The sequence below is a fragment of the Desmospora profundinema genome (genome assembly GCF_031454155.1).
GTDB lineage: Bacteria > Bacillota > Bacilli > Thermoactinomycetales > DSM-45169 > Desmospora > Desmospora profundinema.
Window position 1 is genome coordinate 448,887 of sequence record NZ_JAVDQG010000003.1, and the last position, 19,793, is coordinate 468,679.

At 53.0% G+C, this 19,793-nt stretch carries 16 protein-coding genes; 13 read left to right on the forward strand and 3 right to left on the reverse strand.

All coding sequences use genetic code 11. The features are described 5' to 3' along the window. The first annotated feature begins 607 nt into the window (after nt 1-607). The 12 genes from JOE21_RS08535 (at nt 608) to JOE21_RS08590 (ending at nt 15,436) form a co-directional block, all read left to right on the forward strand. The gene (locus JOE21_RS08535; RefSeq protein ID WP_309864801.1) at nt 608-2,185 is read left to right on the forward strand and encodes a helix-turn-helix domain-containing protein; all 1,578 of its coding nucleotides are present in this window, start codon (nt 608-610) and stop codon (nt 2,183-2,185) included. 215 nt (nt 2,186-2,400) lie between these two features. Then, nucleotides 2,401-3,405 carry a biotin synthase BioB gene (bioB, locus tag JOE21_RS08540; protein WP_309864802.1) on the forward strand — a complete coding sequence of 335 codons (1,005 nt, stop codon included), beginning with the start codon at nt 2,401-2,403 and terminating at the stop codon, nt 3,403-3,405. 84 nt (nt 3,406-3,489) lie between these two features. After that, nucleotides 3,490-4,344 carry a methyltransferase domain-containing protein gene (locus tag JOE21_RS08545; RefSeq protein WP_309864804.1) on the forward strand — a complete coding sequence of 285 codons (855 nt, stop codon included), beginning with the start codon at nt 3,490-3,492 and terminating at the stop codon, nt 4,342-4,344. A gap of 95 nt (nt 4,345-4,439) precedes the next feature. Next, the gene (gene rnz / locus JOE21_RS08550; RefSeq protein WP_309864806.1) at nt 4,440-5,369 is read left to right on the forward strand and encodes a ribonuclease Z; all 930 of its coding nucleotides are present in this window, start codon (nt 4,440-4,442) and stop codon (nt 5,367-5,369) included. Between the two features lie 300 nt (nt 5,370-5,669). Then, on the forward strand, nt 5,670-6,572 hold the full coding sequence (locus JOE21_RS08555; protein ID WP_309864808.1) for a DMT family transporter: 903 nt from the start codon (nt 5,670-5,672) through the stop codon (nt 6,570-6,572). A gap of 87 nt (nt 6,573-6,659) precedes the next feature. Further along, complete coding sequence (locus tag JOE21_RS08560) at nt 6,660-6,893, forward strand: ferredoxin family protein (RefSeq protein WP_309864809.1); 234 nt, start codon at nt 6,660-6,662, stop codon at nt 6,891-6,893. Between the two features lie 367 nt (nt 6,894-7,260). Beyond that, nucleotides 7,261-9,666, forward strand: coding sequence for a 3-hydroxyacyl-CoA dehydrogenase/enoyl-CoA hydratase family protein (locus JOE21_RS08565; protein ID WP_309864810.1), 2,406 nt, complete (start codon nt 7,261-7,263; stop codon nt 9,664-9,666). Nucleotides 9,667-9,713: 47 nt separating this feature from the next. After that, a complete protein-coding gene (locus JOE21_RS08570; protein WP_309864811.1) occupies nt 9,714-10,895 on the forward strand; it encodes an acetyl-CoA C-acyltransferase in 1,182 nt (393 codons plus the stop codon). 39 nt (nt 10,896-10,934) lie between these two features. Further along, nucleotides 10,935-12,710 carry an acyl-CoA dehydrogenase FadE gene (locus JOE21_RS08575; protein ID WP_309864812.1) on the forward strand — a complete coding sequence of 592 codons (1,776 nt, stop codon included), beginning with the start codon at nt 10,935-10,937 and terminating at the stop codon, nt 12,708-12,710. A gap of 166 nt (nt 12,711-12,876) precedes the next feature. Next, nucleotides 12,877-13,242: a TM2 domain-containing protein gene (locus JOE21_RS08580; protein ID WP_309864813.1), complete on the forward strand. Its 366-nt coding sequence runs from the start codon at nt 12,877-12,879 to the stop codon at nt 13,240-13,242. A 176-nt stretch (nt 13,243-13,418) separates the two neighbouring features. Next, nucleotides 13,419-13,742 carry a TM2 domain-containing protein gene (locus JOE21_RS08585; protein ID WP_309864814.1) on the forward strand — a complete coding sequence of 108 codons (324 nt, stop codon included), beginning with the start codon at nt 13,419-13,421 and terminating at the stop codon, nt 13,740-13,742. 542 nt (nt 13,743-14,284) lie between these two features. After that, entirely contained in the window at nt 14,285-15,436 is a 1,152-nt protein-coding gene (locus tag JOE21_RS08590; protein ID WP_309864815.1) for a hypothetical protein, read from the forward strand. A gap of 36 nt (nt 15,437-15,472) precedes the next feature. Here the strand turns inward: JOE21_RS08590 and JOE21_RS08595 are convergent, their stop codons facing one another. From JOE21_RS08595 to JOE21_RS08605, 3 genes are all read right to left on the reverse strand, one after another. Then, complete coding sequence (locus tag JOE21_RS08595; RefSeq protein WP_309864816.1) at nt 15,473-16,225, reverse strand: SDR family NAD(P)-dependent oxidoreductase; 753 nt, start codon at nt 16,223-16,225, stop codon at nt 15,473-15,475. A 41-nt stretch (nt 16,226-16,266) separates the two neighbouring features. Next, on the reverse strand, nt 16,267-16,755 hold the full coding sequence (locus JOE21_RS08600; protein WP_309864818.1) for a tetratricopeptide repeat protein: 489 nt from the start codon (nt 16,753-16,755) through the stop codon (nt 16,267-16,269). 92 nt (nt 16,756-16,847) lie between these two features. Further along, a complete protein-coding gene (locus tag JOE21_RS08605; protein WP_309864819.1) occupies nt 16,848-17,768 on the reverse strand; it encodes a proline dehydrogenase family protein in 921 nt (306 codons plus the stop codon). Nucleotides 17,769-18,110: 342 nt separating this feature from the next. Here JOE21_RS08605 and pruA point away from each other — a divergent pair, with 342 nt between their 5' ends. Next, nucleotides 18,111-19,661: an L-glutamate gamma-semialdehyde dehydrogenase gene (gene pruA / locus JOE21_RS08610; protein ID WP_309864820.1), complete on the forward strand. Its 1,551-nt coding sequence runs from the start codon at nt 18,111-18,113 to the stop codon at nt 19,659-19,661. The last annotated feature ends 132 nt before the right edge of the window (nt 19,662-19,793 follow it).

Here is a 19,793-nt window from a genome sequence, read left to right on the forward strand (position 1 = left end):
TTGTTCTGGTCTTGAAAAACCCTGCAATCGGTGGATTCATGTTATGATTATAATAGAAGCATCACCTAAGGACACGGAACGAAACCCGCTTGACTATGGGGGATGATCATATTAAAGGTGAAACGTTCTGTTCAAAAAGCTCGTTATCTTGACTGTTCACGACCACTAAACAGGTCTTCCCCAGGTCACTTTTGTTTCCGCATTTGCGATAATCACTCATTAATGGAGCCAGACCCGGAAGAGTCCCAATAAAATCAACAGGATGGCCATCCCAAACAAAATCAGCATATAAATGTTGGCTCCCCAATGTTTCATGTCACGGACCCCTTTCCAGTTCAGAATGATCACTTGCATCGGGTTACGGGTTCATTTTACAATAGCCGTCAAGACAGCATATAAGAATCTTTTCCTATATGAATAAATGGAATTAAAGCCTTGCAGGAATCGCTCTCACACATCGAGAATCCATAGCGAACAATCGGTGTGGAAACCGATCTTCTCACTCCATCAAAACATGAAAGATGGTTTTTTGTAAACGTGAAGCTTTCGAGGCAAATAGCCTATCCGATAAAAGAAGGGTGTATCACCATCAGCGGAGGTGGTCTGTGTGTGGGTAGAGATCGGAAACCAGCTCAGACAAGGCAGGGAGTCGGCGGGACTCTCCTTTGAAGAGATCCAGAGTAAAATGCAGATCGACACGATTTCCTTGCGGGCGCTGGAAAGCGGGGATTTTGACAAGCTGGGCAGCCCATTTACCGTCCGTTCTTACATACGTGCATACGCCAAGCATGTGGGATTGGAACCGACCTATCTGCTGAAGCATTACCGTCGATTGGAGCAGACAGGCGTTATGCCCGCGATTGATCCAGAGGGATTCAGCAATACCAACACTCATCCCCCCCTGTCGGCGCCATCCCCGGGTCACCCCCAGGGAACGGATCAGTTTCAGGCGCTTCCAGGTGCTTCCCAAGAAGAAGAGTATGATCCATTCAAAAATCATCCCACCCGCCAAACCGACCCGCAGGAAGCGGCATACGACCCGTATGCGTCTACGGCTTTCGATGACGTGTCGGTTCCGGAACAGCAGATTCCGTCCCGTTCCAACGCCGGGTCAAAGCGGACGGGAAGTAAAAGAACGGAAGCGTTAAAGCTGCCCGCTTTGAAAAAAAGAAACAGCGGCAAGCACCGGACTCCGGAGGGGGGAGCGACAGATGGGGCCGCTTACGGAGACTGGACAACCCCCGAGCCGGAGCTTCGCTCTTTCAGGCAGCGCCGAGTGATTACAGATCGGATGGTAGATGACCCGTATGGAGATTCCGACGGGGGATACCATTGGGATGATGATCAGAATGTGGGGGCATGGGATGATCATGAAGTAGCATATGGCCCTGATTCCGCCTGGGAAGGATATCCGGAAACGGCTGCCGGTGTGGAAGAAGCCGCCGGTTGGGATGATATGGAGCCCCTTTCCCGTCGTTCCGACCGTCATGCCCATTCCCGGCAGTCTTCGTCTGGCCGTCTTGCCGCCACCTCTTCAAATGAAGACGAATCAGGCTGGGATTTACAGACCCCGTCCCGTTCCCGTTCCGGACGGGAACGGTCTGTCATTGTTTCCGGGCCTCCGGCTCTGGTGGATTCCCATACGGATGCGGGGCCGCCCTCCCGTTCTGGTCGGCGTCATGTGGTCGACCGGGGAAAGAAAATGAGCAACTGGTTGACCCGAAAAAGATGGATATTGGTCGTGGCTGCAGTCATCGTATTGATTCCGGTATCCGTATTGGCGTACAACAACATCAAAGGCGATTCTCCTGATGAAACAGCGGCTACGAAATCCAATGATGGGCCGACGGCTGCAGGCGATTCCAGTGTAGGAGTGGCATCGGTGATTTCCATGAATAAGACACCATCACTGGGAGAGTACAAATTGAGCGAACCGGATATCGTCTCTTTTACGTTTAAGGCGAAAGGTTCCAGCAGTTGGATTCAGATTCGGGAGCAACAAAATCCGGATGATGGATATATAAAGGATTTCACACTGCAACCAGGAGAAGAGTACCCCTATAATCACCTTGAGGAAGCGTCTAACGATGTCTGGGTTACGATTGGAAACCCTGAAAATATCACCATGACGATTAATGGACAAGAGGTGGATACCACCAAATCCATTCATGTGACAAGGGAATAGAGACAGAACGGAACACATGGTTTGTCATTTGCGTATGCCTCCTGCCGGGAGGTTTTTTTGTTACGATCCGCTTTTGACCGGGTTTCAATCCCGTGATATACTCAAGCTGATTTGTAAACTTAAACATAATAAAGGTTTACATTTATTTTTCATCTGATTTTTTTGAAACATTATGAGAATGAATCTTTTTCATGGTAGGATGGGAGGAGAACGTGATGGGAAACAGGGTGGGGATCCACACTGGATTTTGGGGAGAATTGGCGAGACAGGCGCTGGCGGGAGAACGGTTAACCATGGAAGAGGGGCTGGCGGTTCTTCGGTCCGATGATGACCAGCTGCTGCCGTTGTTGCAGGCGGCATACCAGGTCCGGAAACATTTTTTTGGCAATCGCGTCAAACTGAATATGATCGTAAACGCCAAAAGTGGACTCTGTCCAGAAGACTGCGGATACTGTTCCCAGTCGATCGTCTCCCAGGCGCCTATTGAGAAGTATCCGTTGATGGAAAAAGAGACCCTGGTGAAAGGGGCGCGAGAGGCACGCAACCGCAAGGCGGGAACGTATTGCATTGTGGCCAGCGGCCGCAGACCCACCGACCGGGAGGTGGATGCGGTTTGTGAAGCGGTCAGGGAGATTAAAAATGAGTGGCCCATGAAGATTTGCGCCTGTTTGGGCTTGCTGACCGAATCTCAGGCAACCCGGCTCAAGGAAGCGGGAGTGGACCGTTACAATCACAACCTGAACACCCATCAAGACCACCATGCCAATATCACCACCACTCATACTTATGAGGACAGAGTAAGGACGGTTGAACGGGTGAAGCAGGCAGGGATTTCTCCTTGTTCCGGGTGTATCGTCGGTATGGGAGAGAGTGACGAACAGATTGTGGAGCTGGCGTATGCCTTGAGAGAGCTGGACGCGGATTCGATTCCTGTCAATTTCTTACACGCTGTTCCCGGCACCCCTATGGAGGGGATGGATTTGCTGGATCCCCGTCGTTGTCTGCGTGTGTTGGCGTTGTTCCGCTTGGTGTGTCCTTCCAAGGAGATCCGGGTATCCGGAGGGCGGGAAGTACAGCTGGGAACGTTGCAGCCACTCTCCCTGTATGCGGCGAATGCGCTGTTTGTGGGAGATTATCTGACCACTGAAGGACAGGTGGCGGAGCAGGATCACCAGATGATCCGGGACTTGGGATTTGAAATCGAGGAATGCGCCTACTGATGGAGTCAGGGTGTCTGTTTAGGGGGGATCGGACACGTGGATCACTCCGAAGGAGGCGCCGTTGGTTGAAGGGGCGATGGAGAGGTGAAGCAGAGTAAGGAGCAGATGGCTCGTGCGTTTAACCAGCTTGCCGATATTTTTGACCGTCAGGCGGTTATTCAGAAGCGAATGGCCCACCGGATTATACAAACCCTGGACGAACAGAAGGTGGATGCGAAAGAGATCGTGGAGGTGGGGTGCGGTACCGGCTATCTGACTCAATTATTGTGTGACCGTTTTCCTCATGCACGACTGACAGTGGTCGACTTTTCGGAAAACATGGTGCGATGGGCTCGCCGGGGGCTGGAGGGATGCCACGGCTCCAGTATTCGATTTGTGGTCGCCGACGCGGAGACCATGGAATGGGAGGAAGGTCGATACGATTTGGTGGCATCCAACGCGACCATCCATTGGTTTAATCAACCGTCGCAAACCTTGAGCAGGTTGGTGAGGGCGCTTACGGACGGGGGTTTTTTTGTGGCGTCCACCTTTGGTCCTGACACCTGGCAGGAATTGCAGGAGCTGTATGCAGAAGAGATTAGCGGAGAGGACGACCTGTTCTCAGAGTGGGATCCCGATTGTATGCGGTCGGTGTCCGAATGGGAGGAGATCCTTCTTCATACGGGGCTTTACCGCCCGCAATCCATGGTGTGCTGGCATCGGAAAACATACCGGGATTGCCATCACTTTCTAAAGACGATTCAGCATCTAGGAGGATCCTGTGTATTTGGCCAAAAGCGGTTTTGGGAGATGGAGGAGCCACCGGTGATTCGCATGATGGAACGATATGACCGGGCATACCGCCAGGATGGAGACGTTTATGCCACCTACCAACTGGTGCAGTTTTTTGGCCGAAAGATGGACGGCCTAAAACGAAAGACTCGCACGGGAGAAGTGTAATACCGGTTGGCAAAAAAGCGATTGTCCAAAAATGAATGAGAGCCTTCGGTTCCGGCTGAACAGCCGGGCCGATTTTTATGTTGGAGGGAAGCGGAATGGAGATTACGTTTTTGGGGACAGGTGGGGGCATTCCCTCTAAGGATCGGAACGTCGCTTCCCTCGCTTTGCGATGGACGGAGCGGAGAGGTCGGACGTGGTTATTCGATTGCGGGGAAGGGACACAGCACCAGATCCTACGTTCGCCTGTGCGTTTACCCCGGGTGGATCGGGTGTTTATTACGCATTTGCACGGGGATCACATCTTTGGTTTGCCTGGGTTGTTGGGGAGCCGTTCCTTCCAAGGGGCGGAATCATCCTTGTTCATTCATGCGCCGGAGGGGTTGCGCCCGTTTGTGGAAGCATCATTGAAAGCGAGTGCCACCCACCTTCGTTACTCCCTGGAGTGGCGGGAGCTGACAGAGGGAAAATGGACCACCGAAGAGGGGGTCCGTGTGGAAGTGGCCAAGCTGTCCCACTCTGTTCCTTCTTATGGTTTTCGAATCGAAGAGCCGGATCAGCCGGGTTGTTTGGATGTCAGTAAACTGCAGGCGGAAGGCATTTCGCCGGGACCGGTTTATCGGGATTTAAAGCGGGGGGAAACGGTACGTCTGCCGGATGGCCGTATTCTCTACGGAGAACAGTATCGAAGACCGGATCGACCGGGGCGGGTGATCGCCATCTTGGGAGACACCCGTCCCACAGAGGAAGCGGTCCGGTTGGCGCGAGGGGCGGATTTGCTGATCCACGAGGCTACCTTTCGAAAGGGGCGGGAAGACTTGGCCGCAAAACATGGCCACACCACTTCGGTCCAAGCGGCTCAAATCGCGGTGCGGGCGGGGGTGGGAGGATTGCTTCTGACGCACATCAGCCCCCGCTATTCAAATGCAGAGGCGGCAGAGCTGGAAGAAGAGGCGCGCAAGCAGTTTCCAAATACGGATGTGGTTGTCGACGGGCAAACGGTGACAGTGGTGCCTGCAGGAGGGTAACGCTGTTTGCTGCTGTTGCAGGTGATTGGCCATTTAGTCGTCGCTGATTGGAATGGATGAGAAAAGGGGATATTCTTACCAAAGAGCCCGGTTCACTAGGAAAACATTTCAAAAAAGGGTTGAGCGCTTTTGGTATCGAAGAATAAAGGGGAATCCGCGCCCTTTCGGAACGGGGCGAAGGAGGTGATCCCCATCCCGGTCTGCATTCGTCTGGTATTACCCCCTCCCGTCCGTTCATACACGCATTGACGGGCGGGAGCAAAAGGAATCCCGCCTGATTCATTATCGGGGGGGATGTTCGTGAAAATCGGATTATGGTGGGTTTGTTTGGGAGCGATCGGTTGGGGTACCGCCGGCTTGGCGGCCAAGTTTCTGGTCCTCAACCATGATATGACTCCGTTGGAAATCGGGGCATGGCGCCTGGTGATCGGGGCTCCGCTCTTATTGGCAGCGGCGGCCTGGGAAAGCAGAGGCCATGTGTTTATCTCCCCCGGTATGAGGGGAATAGGCTGGATTTTGTTGTTTGGACTCGCCTTGGCGGGTTACCAGGTTGCTTATTTCAGCGCGGTAGACCGGACGTTGGTGTCCACCGCAACCTTGTTGACAGTATGTACCGCGCCGCTATTGGTGGCGGCGTTTTCGGCTTGGAAGCTGCGTGAGCCGTTGGGATCGAAAACGATGCTCGCGTTGGGGTTGGGCATGGCCGGTGTCACGCTGGTGATCGGCATTGGCGGATTGATCGCCATAGCCGATTCCCGTTTTTGGATGGGAAATCTCCTCGCTTTGGGAGCGGCAGTCTGTTATGGTGGTTATACATTGGTAGGAAAACATTTGGTTCGGTGGATTCCTCCCTTTCGAACCGTGGCAGCCGCGTTTGTGGTGGGAGCGGTGATCTTGCTTCCCTTTATCGGATGGCCACCGTCCTCCTGGGTGGCATGGGGTCTCCTCCTGTATCTGGGGGTGGTTCCCACGGCATTGGCCTATCTGTTATACATGACAGGGTTAAAACGGACCAGTGCCACCCGGGCGTCTATCGCCGCGTTGCTGGAACCGTTGACTGCATCTTTACTCGCCGTCTGGTTGTTGGGAGAGCGGTTGCCGCCGGCGGGGTGGCTGGGAGCATTTTTGCTGCTGTCTTCCCTGATGGTGATGGTCCTTCCTGAACGCAAACAAAATTCCACTCCGCCTGATACGATCGTTTAAAAGCGTCGGCAAAACGGGAATAACATAGGAACACGTTGATGAACCATCACTGAAAAATGGGATAACCTTAAGAAGGGGGCATGTTCCTTGGCTTTTGTAATCACTTCACCATGTAAAGACGAACTGGCGGCTGAATGCGTGGAAGTATGTCCGGTGGATTGCATTCACGGGGATGACGTCATGTATTACATCGATCCGGACACTTGCATCGAATGCGGGGCATGTGAGCCGGTCTGCCCGGTGGAAGCCATCTTCGAAGAAGACATGGTGCCAGAGGAAGAAAAAGAGTACATCGAGATCAACGCCAATTTTTACAAGTGATCCAGACCGGGCGGGTGCGAGGGAGCACCCGCTTTTGCGTGGATGGTGATACCGGTAATCCGATTCTGCATGGACATGTTGATAATCGATCGAAAAGAACCAGGAGAATGAATTTGAAAAATATGGATCATTCCCGAAAGAACATCGAAAAAATTGGGGGTGCACCCCTTGACGGGAGCCTGGATCAGATAAATAATAATATTTGAAAGGATATACGGACTCCAAAAGGAGATCCGCTCAACATGGATGTCACCGGTCTGTCCCGTCACCGATCCGAGAAGGAGAGATTTTTTTTACCCCAATAATGAATGACTGTTCATTCATGGGGTTGGAGGGTTGGACGGTTTCAAGCTGAAAGGAGGAATCTTTGTTGGCGAGAATCAAGCAAGCAGCCGTGATTGGCGCCGGTGTGATGGGAGCGGCCATCGCCGGGCACCTGGCTAACGCCGGCATTCGCACATTGCTGTTGGATATCGTCCCCAATAAGTTGACCGAAAAAGAAGAAGCGAAAGGACTGACCCTGGAGGATAAATCCGTTCGCAACCGGTTGGCACGCACCGGGTTGGAGCGGCTCCTCAAGGAAAAGCCGGCTCCATTGTTCCACAAGAAGATTGCGGAACGGATCGAAGTGGGCAACCTGGAAGACGACTTGGCCCGTTTAGGCGAGGCGGATTGGGTGATTGAAGCAGTCGTTGAGAATCTCAAAATCAAGCAGGACCTGTTCAGCCGCATTGAGAAGGTTTGGAAGCCGGGAATGATCGTCAGTTCCAACACTTCCGGCATCTCTATCCGGGATATGGTGAAGGAGTGTTCCCCGGAGTTTCGCAAGCACTTTTTGGGAACGCACTTCTTTAATCCGCCCCGTTATATGAAATTGTTGGAGATCATTCCCACTCCTGACACGGATGCAGCCATTGTCGAAGAGATGAAAGCGTTTGCTGAAGAGGGGCTCGGCAAGGGTGTGGTGTTTGCCAAAGATACCCCCAACTTCATTGCGAATCGCATCGGGGTGTATGGACTTGCCATCACCTTCCAAAAGATGCTGGAAGACGGCCTCGGTCCGGATGAAGTGGATACGGTGACCGGTCGCGCGATGGGTCGGCCAAAAAGTGCGACGTTTCGCACACTGGATCTGGTCGGGCTGGACACCTTTATACACGTTTCCAACAACGTCCGGGAAAACGTAGATGATCCTGATGAGAAAAAGGCGTTCGAAGTGCCGGCTCTGCTGCAGAAGATGGTGGAGAAAGGATGGCTCGGTGCCAAGAGCGGGCAAGGGTTTTTCAAAAAGGTGAAAGGGCAGAAAGGAAGCGAGATCCTGGTCCTGGATCCCGCAACCGGGGAGTATCGCCCCCGTAAGAAATTGAAAGCCCCCTCCCTGGAAATGGCGAAACGGGCGAAGACGAAAAAAGAACAATTTCGCGCCTTGGTCTACGCCAACGATGCCGCCGGCAAACTGGCGTGGCACATCACGAAAAAAGTGCTGCTCTATTCCGCCTCCCGCATCCCGGAAATCGCCGACGACATCGTCAGTGTCGACCGGGCCATGCGTTGGGGATTCAACTGGGATTTGGGTCCCTTCGAAGTATGGGATGCCATCGGAGTGGAAAAATCCGTCGCCAAGATGAGGGAGGAAGGAGAGACGATCCCGCCGCTGGTGGAGGAACTGCTGGCAAAGGGGGGCACGTCCTTCTACGACCGGCAACCGGATCATGACAAAGCGTTCCACCTCGGCGGTACCTTCTCCGAAGTGGAAGAGCACCCCAAGTTTATCTCCCTGGCACGGCTTAAAGAACAGGGGAAAGTGATCCAATCCAATCGGGGAGCCAGCTTGATCGATATCGGGGACGATGTGTTGTGCTTGGAGTTCCATTCCCCCAAAAATGCGATCGCCGCCGATATCATCCAGATGATCAACACATCTGTGAAAGAAGTGTCGGCCAATTGGCGCGGATTGGTGGTGGGGAACCAGGGAGCCAACTTCTGTGTGGGTGCCAATCTGATGTTGATTCTGATGGAAGCCCAGGATCAGAACTGGCCTGAGTTGGACCTGATGGTGCGCCAGTTCCAGAAGGCGATGGGTTCCCTTAGGACGATGGATCGTCCCGTGGTGGCGGCACCTTTCGGCATGACCCTGGGAGGCGGTGTGGAAGTCTCCTTGCCGGCAGACCGTCTCCAGGCTTCCTCCGAGACCTATATGGGACTGGTGGAAACTGGTGTCGGCCTGATCCCCGGTGGCGGAGGCAACAAAGAGATGCTTCTGCGCTGGACCGCTGACGTGGATCCCAAGGACGCCATCGGTTTACAAAACCGAGTCAATAAGGTGTTTGAAACGATCGCGATGGCCAAAGTTTCCACCAGTGCCGAAGAGGCTAAGGACCATGGTTTCCTGCGGGAAGGGTTGGATGGAGTGAGCCTCAATCAGGACCATCTGATCTTCGATGCCAAAGAACAGGTGCTGGCCCTCTCCCGTACGGGATATCGAGCTCCAGAGCCGAAGAAGATCCCCGTCGTGGGAGAAACGGGATACAACACCTTGCGGTTGGGTGCATACGGGCTGCTCCAGTCCGGCTATATCAGTGAGCACGATTATAAGATCGCAAGCAAGTTGGCTTATGTCCTTTCCGGGGGAACGGTTCCGGAGGGAACGCTGGTGGATGAGCAATACCTGCTCGACATCGAACGGGAAGCATTCCTCAGCTTGGCGGGGGAACCCAAGTCTCAGCAACGGATGCAATATATGCTGACCAAAAACAAACCGCTGCGCAACTGATCGGTCTGTGCCAGCGCCAACAACCATCCGAAGGAGGAGAGTGGAACATGCGCGAAGCAGTCATCGTCGCCGCAGCACGCACTGCCGTCGGCAAAGCGAACCGCGGGTCGTTGAAGGACACCCGCCCCGATGAATTGGGGGCGGCGGTGGTCCAGGATCTGATGAAACGGGTTCCCCAACTGGATCCCGCTGAAGTGGAAGATGTGATTATGGGCTGTTCTTTCCCGGAAGGGGAACAGGGAATGAACGTGGGTCGTGTGATCGCCCTTCGGGCGGGATTGCCCACAACGGCTGCCGGCCTTACCATCAACCGCTTCTGCGCCTCTGGGTTGCAGTCTATCGCAATTGCGGCCCAACATGTCATGGCCGGCTATGCCGATACCGTTGTCGCCGGCGGTGTGGAGAGCATGAGTCTGGTACCGATGGGCGGCAGCAAGCCGGCACCCAACCCTCACCTGATGGAAACGGGTCCCGAACTTTATATGTCCATGGGACATACGGCGGAGGAAGTGGCCAGCCGTTACGACGTCTCCCGGGAGGATCAGGATCAGTTTGCGCTCCGCAGCCACCAGAATGCCGTTCAGGCCATCCAGGAAGGGAAATTCAAGGATGAGATCGTTCCGTTCACGGTGAAAAAACGGTTTGTCGGAGAAGATGGGAAATTGCATGAGGAAGAGTTTGTATTTGATACCGACGAAGGTCCCCGTCCGGATACTTCCCTGGATCGATTGGGGAAATTGAAACCCGTATTCCGGCTCGGTGGATCTGTCACTGCAGGAAATTCCTCCCAGACCAGTGACGGAGCTGCCGGCGTGATTGTGATGTCGCGGGAAAAAGCCGAATCTCTGGGCATCAAGCCGATTGCCGTCTTCCGTTCCTTCTGCGTCGGCGGAGTCGACCCCGACGTGATGGGAATCGGTCCAATCGTGGCTGTACCCAAAGCGCTGGAAAAAGCGGGGATCACAATGGACCAGGTAGACCTGGTTGAATTGAACGAGGCATTTGCGTCTCAATCGATTCAAGTGATTCGTCACCTGGAGATGGATCCGGACAAGGTGAATGTCAACGGTGGTGCGATCGCCTTGGGCCACCCCCTGGGCTGCTCCGGTGCCAAACTGACGGTATCCATCTTGAACGAACTGGCCCGTCGCAAGCAAAAGTACGGCCTGGTCACGATGTGTATGGGCGGGGGTATGGGTGCCGCCGGTGTCTTTGAAATGGTGCAATGATATCCGAACGGGAAGCGATTCATAGAGGAGGAATGGGAGATGGCTGAACAAACGATCACCAAGGGGGGCAGCTACCTGATCGAGGAGCATGCACCCGCAGATGTATTCACTCCGGAAGATATGACTGAAGAACACAAGATGATCGGCAAGACGGCGGAAGATTTCGTCCGGGATAAAGTGGTACCGGTGTTGGAGGAGATTGAGGAACACAATTTCGATCATACGGTCCGCCTGATGAAGGAAGCCGGCGAGCTGGGCCTGCTGGGGGCGGACGTACCGGAAGCCTACGGGGGGCTGGGGCTGGACAAAATCAGTTCCACTCTGCTCTCAGAAAGGGCCTGCCGGGGTCGCTCCTTTGCTCTCAGCATGGGGGCTCATGTGGGGATCGGTACGCTGCCGATCGTGTTCTTCGGTACCGAAGAGCAGAAAAAGAAGTATCTGCCGTCATTGGCTACCGGTGAGAAAATCGCCGCCTATTGCTTGACGGAGCCGGGTTCCGGATCGGACGCCCTCGGCGCCAAAACCGTCGCCAAGCTGTCGGAGGATGGGAAACATTATCTCCTGACGGGTGAAAAGCAGTGGATCACCAACTGCGGTTTTGCTGATGTGTTTGTGGTTTACGCCAAAATTGACGGCGAGAAGTTTACCGCCTTCATCGTGGAAAAAGAGTTCCCGGGTGTTTCCTCCGGACCTGAAGAGAAAAAGATGGGGATCAAGGGTTCGTCCACCCGCACCCTGATCCTGGATGAAGCCAAAGTGCCGGTGGAAAATGTCCTCGGCGAAATCGGAAAAGGCCATTTGATCGCGTTTAACATCCTGAACATCGGCCGCTACAAGCTGGGTGTGGGATGTGTCGGTTCTTCCAAGCGCGCAATCGAAATCTCCGCCAAGTACGCCAATGAGCGGAAGCAGTTTAAGACACCGATCGCCAAATTCCCGTTGATTCAGGAAAAGTTGGCTACCATGGCGGCCAAGACATTTGCCTTGGAAAGTGCGATCTACCGCACCGGCGGTCTGTTCGAGGAAGGCTTGAGCCAAATCGATGGTGCTAAGGGGACGGATACGGCCAAGGCCATCTCCGAGTACGCGCTGGAATGCTCCATCACCAAAGTATTGGGCTCCGAGGTGCTGGACTATGTGGTGGATGAAGGGGTTCAAATCCATGGCGGATACGGGTTTATGCAAGAGTACGAGATTGAAAACATGTACCGCGATTCCCGCATCAACCGGATCTTTGAAGGGACCAACGAAATCAACCGCCTCCTGATTCCGGCAACGCTCTTACGCAAGGCGATGAAGGGTGAATTGCCGGTGATGGAGAAAACTGCCGGTCTGCAGGAAGAATTGATGATGATGATGCCCAGCTTGTCCGAGGAAGCACCGGAGCTTCTGGAGGAAGAAAGCAAGCTGATCGAGCATGCCAAGAAGATTTTCTTGATGACGGCCGGTCTCGCAGTCGAAAAGTATCAAATGGAACTGGAAAAAGAACAGGAAATCCTGCGGGATGTGGCGGACATCGCCATCGAGATTTTTGCGATGGAAAGCGCTCTGCTGCGCGCTAAGAAAACGTTGGATAAAGTGGGCGAAGAAAAAGCGTCGTTGCAGATTGATCTCACCACCGCTTATGTCTATGAGGCATTCCCGCGCATTGAGCAAAAAGCCAAGCGGATTTTGGCGGCGATGGAAGAAGGAGATACCCTGCGTACCCAGCTGTCCATCCTGAAGAAACTGACCCGGTATGAGGCCATCAACGAAGTGGCGCTCAAACGGAAGATTGCCGCCCGCATTTTGGAAGAAGAGCGGTATGTCGTATAACGGGATATAGTGGTCTTCATGAACGGGCCGGGTTTTCCCGGTCCGTTTTTATTTAGTTGAAATGGGTGGATCGCAAGAAAAATAGCACAATAGGGATTGTTCGCACGCAAAGATCAAGTTATACTATTTTGGTACTTATTTATTGATGATTGAAAGGAGATTGACTGTGTCCGATAATGTCGATCTAAAAAGTCAGCTGGATTCCAAGAGTTTATCCATCGCTCAAACAGAACTGGAGAACCAGAAAAAAACGAACCTGGTCGCTTATCTGCTGTGGTTTTTCGTAGGATACTTCGGGGCCCATCGTTTTTATGTCGGGCGCACGGGATCAGGAATCACCATGCTGTTGCTGTTCTTATTTGGTGCCATCCTTTCGGTTTTTCTGATCGGGATCCCCATGATGATCGCGGTTGGGATTTGGGTCATCGTGGACGCTTTTTTGCTCTACCGTTATGTACAGGAAGAAAACATCAAAAAAGAACGGGAAATCCTTACCGCCCTGGCGGCTCGTCAACAACAGACGGCTCAGTAATCGGACAAATAAAAAAACCGGGACACCCGTTTCGGTTTTTTTATTTGTCTTTTCTTCATGGTAAAATATTGGCGTCTGGCGGATGGAAGATGGGGATTTTTATTCGGAATCCATTCGCTTGAAGGGCCGGCCGCATAACGGAGGTCCCGTGATGTCAGTGTGATGGAGGGACAGTCGTGACTGATCACTACTCAAATCAACCGCCCGCCAGTGGCCGCGAACCTGCTACAGCTGAAGAGAGCCGCAGGGAACGGACCATGGTGGCTTACGTGCTATGGCTATTCTTGGGGGTGTTTGGCGCCCATCGCTTTTATCTGGGCCGTTGGGTGACCGGGTTGGTTATGGCTGCTGCGGGCATGATTACCTTGACGGTGGGGATTCTCACCTACCTGGTGACGGGTTCCCCTTTATCGGCGTTGCTTCCGCTGTTTCTATGGTGGTTGTTGGACGCTTTCCTCATGCCCCGTTGGATCGCAGAATTATTTTTGAGCGACGACTAGTACTACAGTTGCATTTGTACGAAGAGTGTATATGAACGTGGGTTGGTCGGGCTGGTGGGCTGTCTTCGATCTCTTGCAAAAAGCGCATAGGATCGCAGCCATCCCACCACCCTCCCTTCTCACATCTGCACCTGCTCTTATAAGTACTACTGTAGTACTAGGGCTTGTCTGGTCATTCAATTTTCCGTGAGAAAAAGGGAGGGTTGGTATGGCTTTTGGTTCGCTTTTGCACTCATAGAGCACAAGTCTCGCCAGGGTCCCTTCGCTCCCGGTCTCGCTATGCTCTTTTTGCAACGAAACGAAGACAGCGATACCAACCCGGGATTTCGCCCTACGGATTGTTCAGACACGCCCTAAAAGATGGAACCCGTTTCCGGACATAGGAGGCGGGTTTCGTCGTGTGAAGCGAATGAAGAAAAAACGGGAAATGCGTAGGATAGTATCAAAAGCTGGCAAGTTTGGCAGAAATCATTGAAATAATTTTTGTATTTTTATAAAATTGGATAGAAAATTTGAAATCGGACAAGAAGGGAGCGATCATGATGGGAATCATACCGGGGCCTCAACGGTGGTTGGGAATATGGTTGTCGGTCTTCCTCGGCATGCCGATCATCATGGCTTCCGTCTATATATATGCGTTCCAGAAGCTGATCGATTCTGCCCGCTATTATCCGTTTTGGTTGGGGGAGACGTTTTTTTACCTGGCACTGCCAGCGGCGGCACTGATTGCATGGAAAGTTCATTGGGGAAAGAAAAACCCGTTTCAGTATGGAATCGTCACGGTGGCTCTGTTGGTGGGGGTTACCTATCTGTCCGTTCATCAAGTGGTGGATCAACATGGAAAAGTGGATCAAAGCGTTCTTCAGCCGATAGGATTTGTGGACGATCAACTGATCACATCGGAAGGAGATTACCGTATCGCCTATTATCCCTTTGATAGAGACCGATTGACAGAAGCGGTCCGGTCTAGTGAATCGGTCGAAGTTACATTGGTGAAACGGACCCATACGATTTTGGCTTTTCAGGATGATGACTTTCGATCTTACACCCTATGGAATCGTCTGCTGGATCTCGTATTGGGTTTGCTGGCCACAGCGGTTTTTGCGGTGTTGTTCTGGGTGGTGATGCTTGTCTGGTGGCGCGGGTTCACCGTGGCTGACAATGCTTTTATCATTCAGCGCTGGGGAAGCAAACAACGGGTTCCTCTGCGGGAAGTGATCCATATCCGTGTGGATAGCTTGTTGGAGGAAGTGGAGATCGATACGGAAGAGGTGGTTTATCGTTTCCCCCTGGATGGGAAAACAACACGGTCGGTCGCCCACGCGGCCCAGGTTGCCGGACTGGTTCCCATCAACCAGGGTCGTCGTTGGGTACGAAGGCAGCAGTATGAGGAAATCACTCTGACTGATGACGCGCTGTTGTTACGGAGGGATGGGGAGGAAGGGATTCCTTTTGACACGATTCAATCGATCCGGTGGGATCCGGTGATCCAGATTCAGTTGGAAGACGGTTCTCAGTTTACCATTACGGATGAACGTTATATGGATCGGGCTTGGGTGGAAGAGATGTTTCGACAGGTTCGAGCCTGCTGGGAGCGGGAAGGGCGCAGCTTTCGCTGGGAATTGGACCAGGAGGAAGAAAGTCTGGGCCTGTCTCTGCTGGAGGAAAGAGAGGGGCTGGAGCAGCCCGCGTGACAAAAGGGGGCCACTGCTTGGCCCGCACCTTTTTCGTTATGTGCGATCACGGAAGAGACGTGCCACCAGTGCCCCCATCCAAGTGCGCGGCAGGAAACGGGGCAATCGTGTTAAAAACCAGTTTCCCACCCCTGTCACCAGGGTGATTCTTTTTTGTTGGAAGGCCAGGAGCGCTTGTCTGGCAACCTCCTCGGATGCCATGAGCCTCGTTTGACGAAATCCGGCCAGGCCGGCAAACTCGCTTTGTGTACTGCCCGGGCAGACTGTTGTGATTGTGACTCCTGTTCCTTTCAGTTCTGCTGCCAATCCTTCGCTGTAATGGAGAACAAATGCCTTCGTGGCACCATACGCGGTCATATAGGGAGTGGGCAGGAAAGAGGAGGTGGAGGCGATTTGAATGATCCCGCCGCTTCCTCGATCCACCATTTGGGGTAACACTGCCCGCGTAAGGGAGACCAGGCTGGATACATTCAGTTGGATCATCGACTGTTCCCGGTCGGGGTCCGTCTCCGTTACCGGTCCGTACAGGCCGAAACCGGCATTGTTCACTAATAGATCCACTTCCTCCTGACGTAAACGGTCGCAGATCGCTTCCAGGTCTCTGTTTTGGGTTAGGTCTGCTTGCCAGACATCGGCTTGTCCGCCTCCGGACAGAATGGCTTCTTTTAACGCTTCCAAGCGTTCTCGTCTGCGGGCGATCAGGATCACCCGTGTTCCCTTATGAGCCAACATTTTGGCGAATGCTTCTCCGATTCCAGAAGACGCCCCTGTCACCACCGCTGTTTTCAAGTTGGACCTCCTCTGTTGTGTTTTTTCGCGATCGGATTGTTTCATTCCCACGTTTCGTCCAATCGTTCCGCATAAAAAGAGAGTGCTTTTCGGTATGTATTAATGGTGGGATCCTCCGTCGTTTCCAGAAGCTGCGTCAACAACAGCTCCATCGCCTCCCGATGTTGTCCTAAGTTGTATAGGGCCATCGCCAAGAAGACTTTCATGCCTCGGTGATCGGGAAACTGTTCCACACCCGTTTGCAATATCTGTACCGCTTGATTGTACTCTCCCAGACAGCGGTATGTACTTCCCAGGCCCAGGAGGGCATCCCGGAGGTCGTTACCGGTCAATCCGTATGTTAGGGCTTTCTCATAATAAGGGACTGCTTCCCGTTCCAACCCCAATGAGTCGTGCACCCAAGCAGTATGGACCCATACTTCTGGATCATCGGGCCGCTCCTCTGTCAGCTGTAACAACCGTTCTTTCGCTTCCTGCAACCGCTGCTCCCTCATCAATCCTTCCACTTGGTTCCGCCAAGGTTTCGTCATAGGGTCATCCCTTTCCATTGTACAAAAGTGAAACCCAAAATGCCCACGGAAAAACAAACAAACTGCCCCTGATGTAGCGGCGGTTTGTTCGATCACTTCCGGAAAAAACTTTTCAACACAAACAAGGCATTGGCCGGGCGTTCGGCGATCCGCCGGCTGAAGTAAGGATACCAGTCCTTGCCGTAAGGGGTGTACACGCGAACCTTATACCCTTCCCGCACTAACTGCAGTTGCAAGCTTTCCGCGATTCCGTACAGCATCTGAAACTCAAATTGGCTGCGAGGGATATCGTGGTCGGCGACAAACTGCTTGGTCCAGTTGATGATCGCGTCGTCGTGAGTGGCGACAGCGGTATAGCACCCGTTTTTCAAATGTTGTTCCACCAACTCCAGATAAGCGCGGTCCACGTCTTTTTTGTCCGGATAAGCCACTTCCTTCGGTTCTTTGTAAGCTCCTTTGACAATGCGCAAGTTGGCTTTCTTTTTCCCCAGCTTCCGGACATCTTCTTGGGACCGGTACAGGTACGATTGAATCACGAGGCCGACATGTTGTTTTCCAACCCGTTCAAACAAGGCGTCAAAAATTCGGATGGTGGCGTCCACCCGTGGAGAATCTTCCATGTCGATTCGGACGAAATTGTCTGTTTCTCTCGCTTTGGCTACAATGCGATCCATCTGATCCAGGCAGAAGGATTCGTCGATGTCCAGGCCCAGTTGAGTCAGCTTGACGGAGACATTGGAATCCAGATTTTCTTTGCGAATCACTTCAAAGGAGTCGATGGCTGCTTGAGTGGCGGCTTCCGCTTCTTTTCTGGTGGTGACACTTTCACCCAACAGATCGAGAGTGACGACTAAGCCTTTCGCGTTCAATTCCTTTACCTTTGTTACGGTTTCATCCATGGTTTCACCGGCTACGAAGCGGGCCGCTCCCCACTTCATGCCGTATTTGGAAACGAAACGGGTTACGAAGGGGTTGGTGGAAAGAGTAAGGATTACTTTTCGGGTAAATGACATGATCTTCCCTCACAATCACACGGTTTGGCGGGAAAGCGAAATCGCTTGTTAACAAGTAGGTTGTTCAAGGGTTTCGTGTTTGTCTTATTTTTCATTGAATAACGGCTGCAATAAATCTGTGGCTCCGTTAGGGGATGCCTGCTTGCTAAACCGTTTACATTATATACTAGATGCAAAAGGTCAAATCATCCCCTCAAGCGAAATTTTCTTTAGGATTCCTGTCCGTCAGAATCCTGTCAGAGACACGGATGGTTCGGGTTTCGTTCCCCATGGAGTGGTTTGATGAAACACGACCCCTGCGCTACAATGGTGGAGGGTAACTGAACAAAGGAGGCGTTACATATGGGTGTCATCCCTTTTAGAAACGAGCCTTTCACAGATTTTTCCCAAGAAGGTAACCGTACCGCTTTTGAGAAAGCCTTAAAAAAGGTGGAGTCCCAACTGGGACAGGAATATCCGTTGATTATCGGCGGGGAAGAGGTACGTACCGACAAGAAAATCACTTCCATCAACCCTTCCAACATGGACCAAGTAATTGGAACGGTATCCAAGGCCGATCAAGATCTGGCGGAACGAGCCATTCAATCCGCCGCCGAGACGTTTGAAACATGGAAGAGGGTCTCTCCTCATGCCCGTGCGCGCATCCTGTACAAAGCGGCTGCCATCCTGCGCCGCAAAAAACACGAGTTTTCCGCCTGGCTCGTCTATGAAGCCGGAAAAAGCTGGCCGGAAGCTGATGCCGACACTGCAGAGGCCATCGATTTCATGGAATACTACGGACGGGAAATGGTCCGTCTGGCAGAAGCGACAGAATTGACCCGCCTTCCGGGTGAAGATAATGAACAGTATTATATTCCGTTGGGTGTGGGGATTGTTATCCCGCCGTGGAACTTTCCACTGGCGATTATGGTGGGAATGACCACTTCTTCCGTGGTGGCCGGCAACACCGTTGTCTTGAAACCGGCCAGCAACACCACGGTGATCGCCGCCCAGTTCGTCAAGATCCTGCATGAGGCGGGATTGCCCAAAGGCGTGGTAAACTATCTGCCGGGTCCCGGCGGAGAAGTGGGCGAATACCTGGTGAAGCACCCGCTGGCCCGTTATATTGCGTTTACCGGTTCCCGGGAAGTGGGACTGCGCATCAACGAACTGGCCGCCAAACCCGCTCCAGGCCAGAAGTGGATCAAACGGGTGATCGCAGAGATGGGCGGCAAAAACTCCATCATCGTGGACAAGGAAGCGGATCTGGATGAGGCGGCCGCCAACATCGTCAAATCCGCTTACGGATTCTCCGGTCAGAAATGCTCCGCCTGCTCCCGTGCCATCGTTCATACGGATGTATACGATGAGATGTTGGAGAAAGTGACGGAATTGATCAAGCAGATGAAAGTGGGAGAAGCCAAAACCCTCGGGATCGACTTGGGTCCGGTAACCGACGAGTCCTCGATGAACAAGATCCTGGACTACATCGAAACCGGTAAAAAGGAAGGGCGTCTGGTTGCCGGCGGCGGCAAAGCGGAAGGCAACGGCTACTTTATCCAGCCTACCCTGTTTGCCGATGTGGATCCGAAGGCCCGCATCGCCCAGGAAGAAATCTTCGGACCGGTGCTCGCTTTTATCAAGGCGAGGGATTTTGACCACGCGTTGGAGATTGCCAACAACACCGAGTACGGTTTGACCGGCGCCGTCTTCAGCCGTAATCGGGCCAACCTGGAGAAAGCTCGTGAGGAGTACCATGTGGGCAATCTCTATTTCAACCGCAAAGGAACCGGTGCCTTGGTGGGTGCCCATCCCTTCGGCGGATTTAACATGTCCGGAACCGATACAAAAGCAGGCGGTCCCGAATATCTGCTATTGCTCACTCAGGCCAAATTGGTGTCCGAATCCTTGTAAATATAGTCGAGCTGGCTGTGCGCACCCTGGTTAATCCAGGGTGCGCTATTATTTGGAAAGGGAGAAAGGGAAGGAAACGGGAGCGAAACGGGTATAGAATGAAAAGAGAAGACAGTGGAGAAGGAGTGGCCG

Bases quoted from the DNA above. Each gene is read 5' to 3' on its own strand.
- pruA (WP_309864820.1), top strand. From the start codon at position 18,111: ATGGGTGTCATCCCTTTTAGAAACGAGCCTTTCACAGATTTTTCCCAA.
- JOE21_RS08590 (WP_309864815.1), top strand. From the start codon at position 14,285: ATGGGAATCATACCGGGGCCTCAACGGTGGTTGGGAATATGGTTGTCG.
- JOE21_RS08605 (WP_309864819.1), bottom strand. From the start codon at position 17,768: ATGTCATTTACCCGAAAAGTAATCCTTACTCTTTCCACCAACCCCTTC.
- rnz (WP_309864806.1), top strand. From the start codon at position 4,440: ATGGAGATTACGTTTTTGGGGACAGGTGGGGGCATTCCCTCTAAGGAT.
- JOE21_RS08570 (WP_309864811.1), top strand. From the start codon at position 9,714: ATGCGCGAAGCAGTCATCGTCGCCGCAGCACGCACTGCCGTCGGCAAA.
- bioB (WP_309864802.1), top strand. From the start codon at position 2,401: ATGGGAAACAGGGTGGGGATCCACACTGGATTTTGGGGAGAATTGGCG.
- JOE21_RS08575 (WP_309864812.1), top strand. From the start codon at position 10,935: ATGGCTGAACAAACGATCACCAAGGGGGGCAGCTACCTGATCGAGGAG.
- JOE21_RS08600 (WP_309864818.1), bottom strand. From the start codon at position 16,755: ATGACGAAACCTTGGCGGAACCAAGTGGAAGGATTGATGAGGGAGCAG.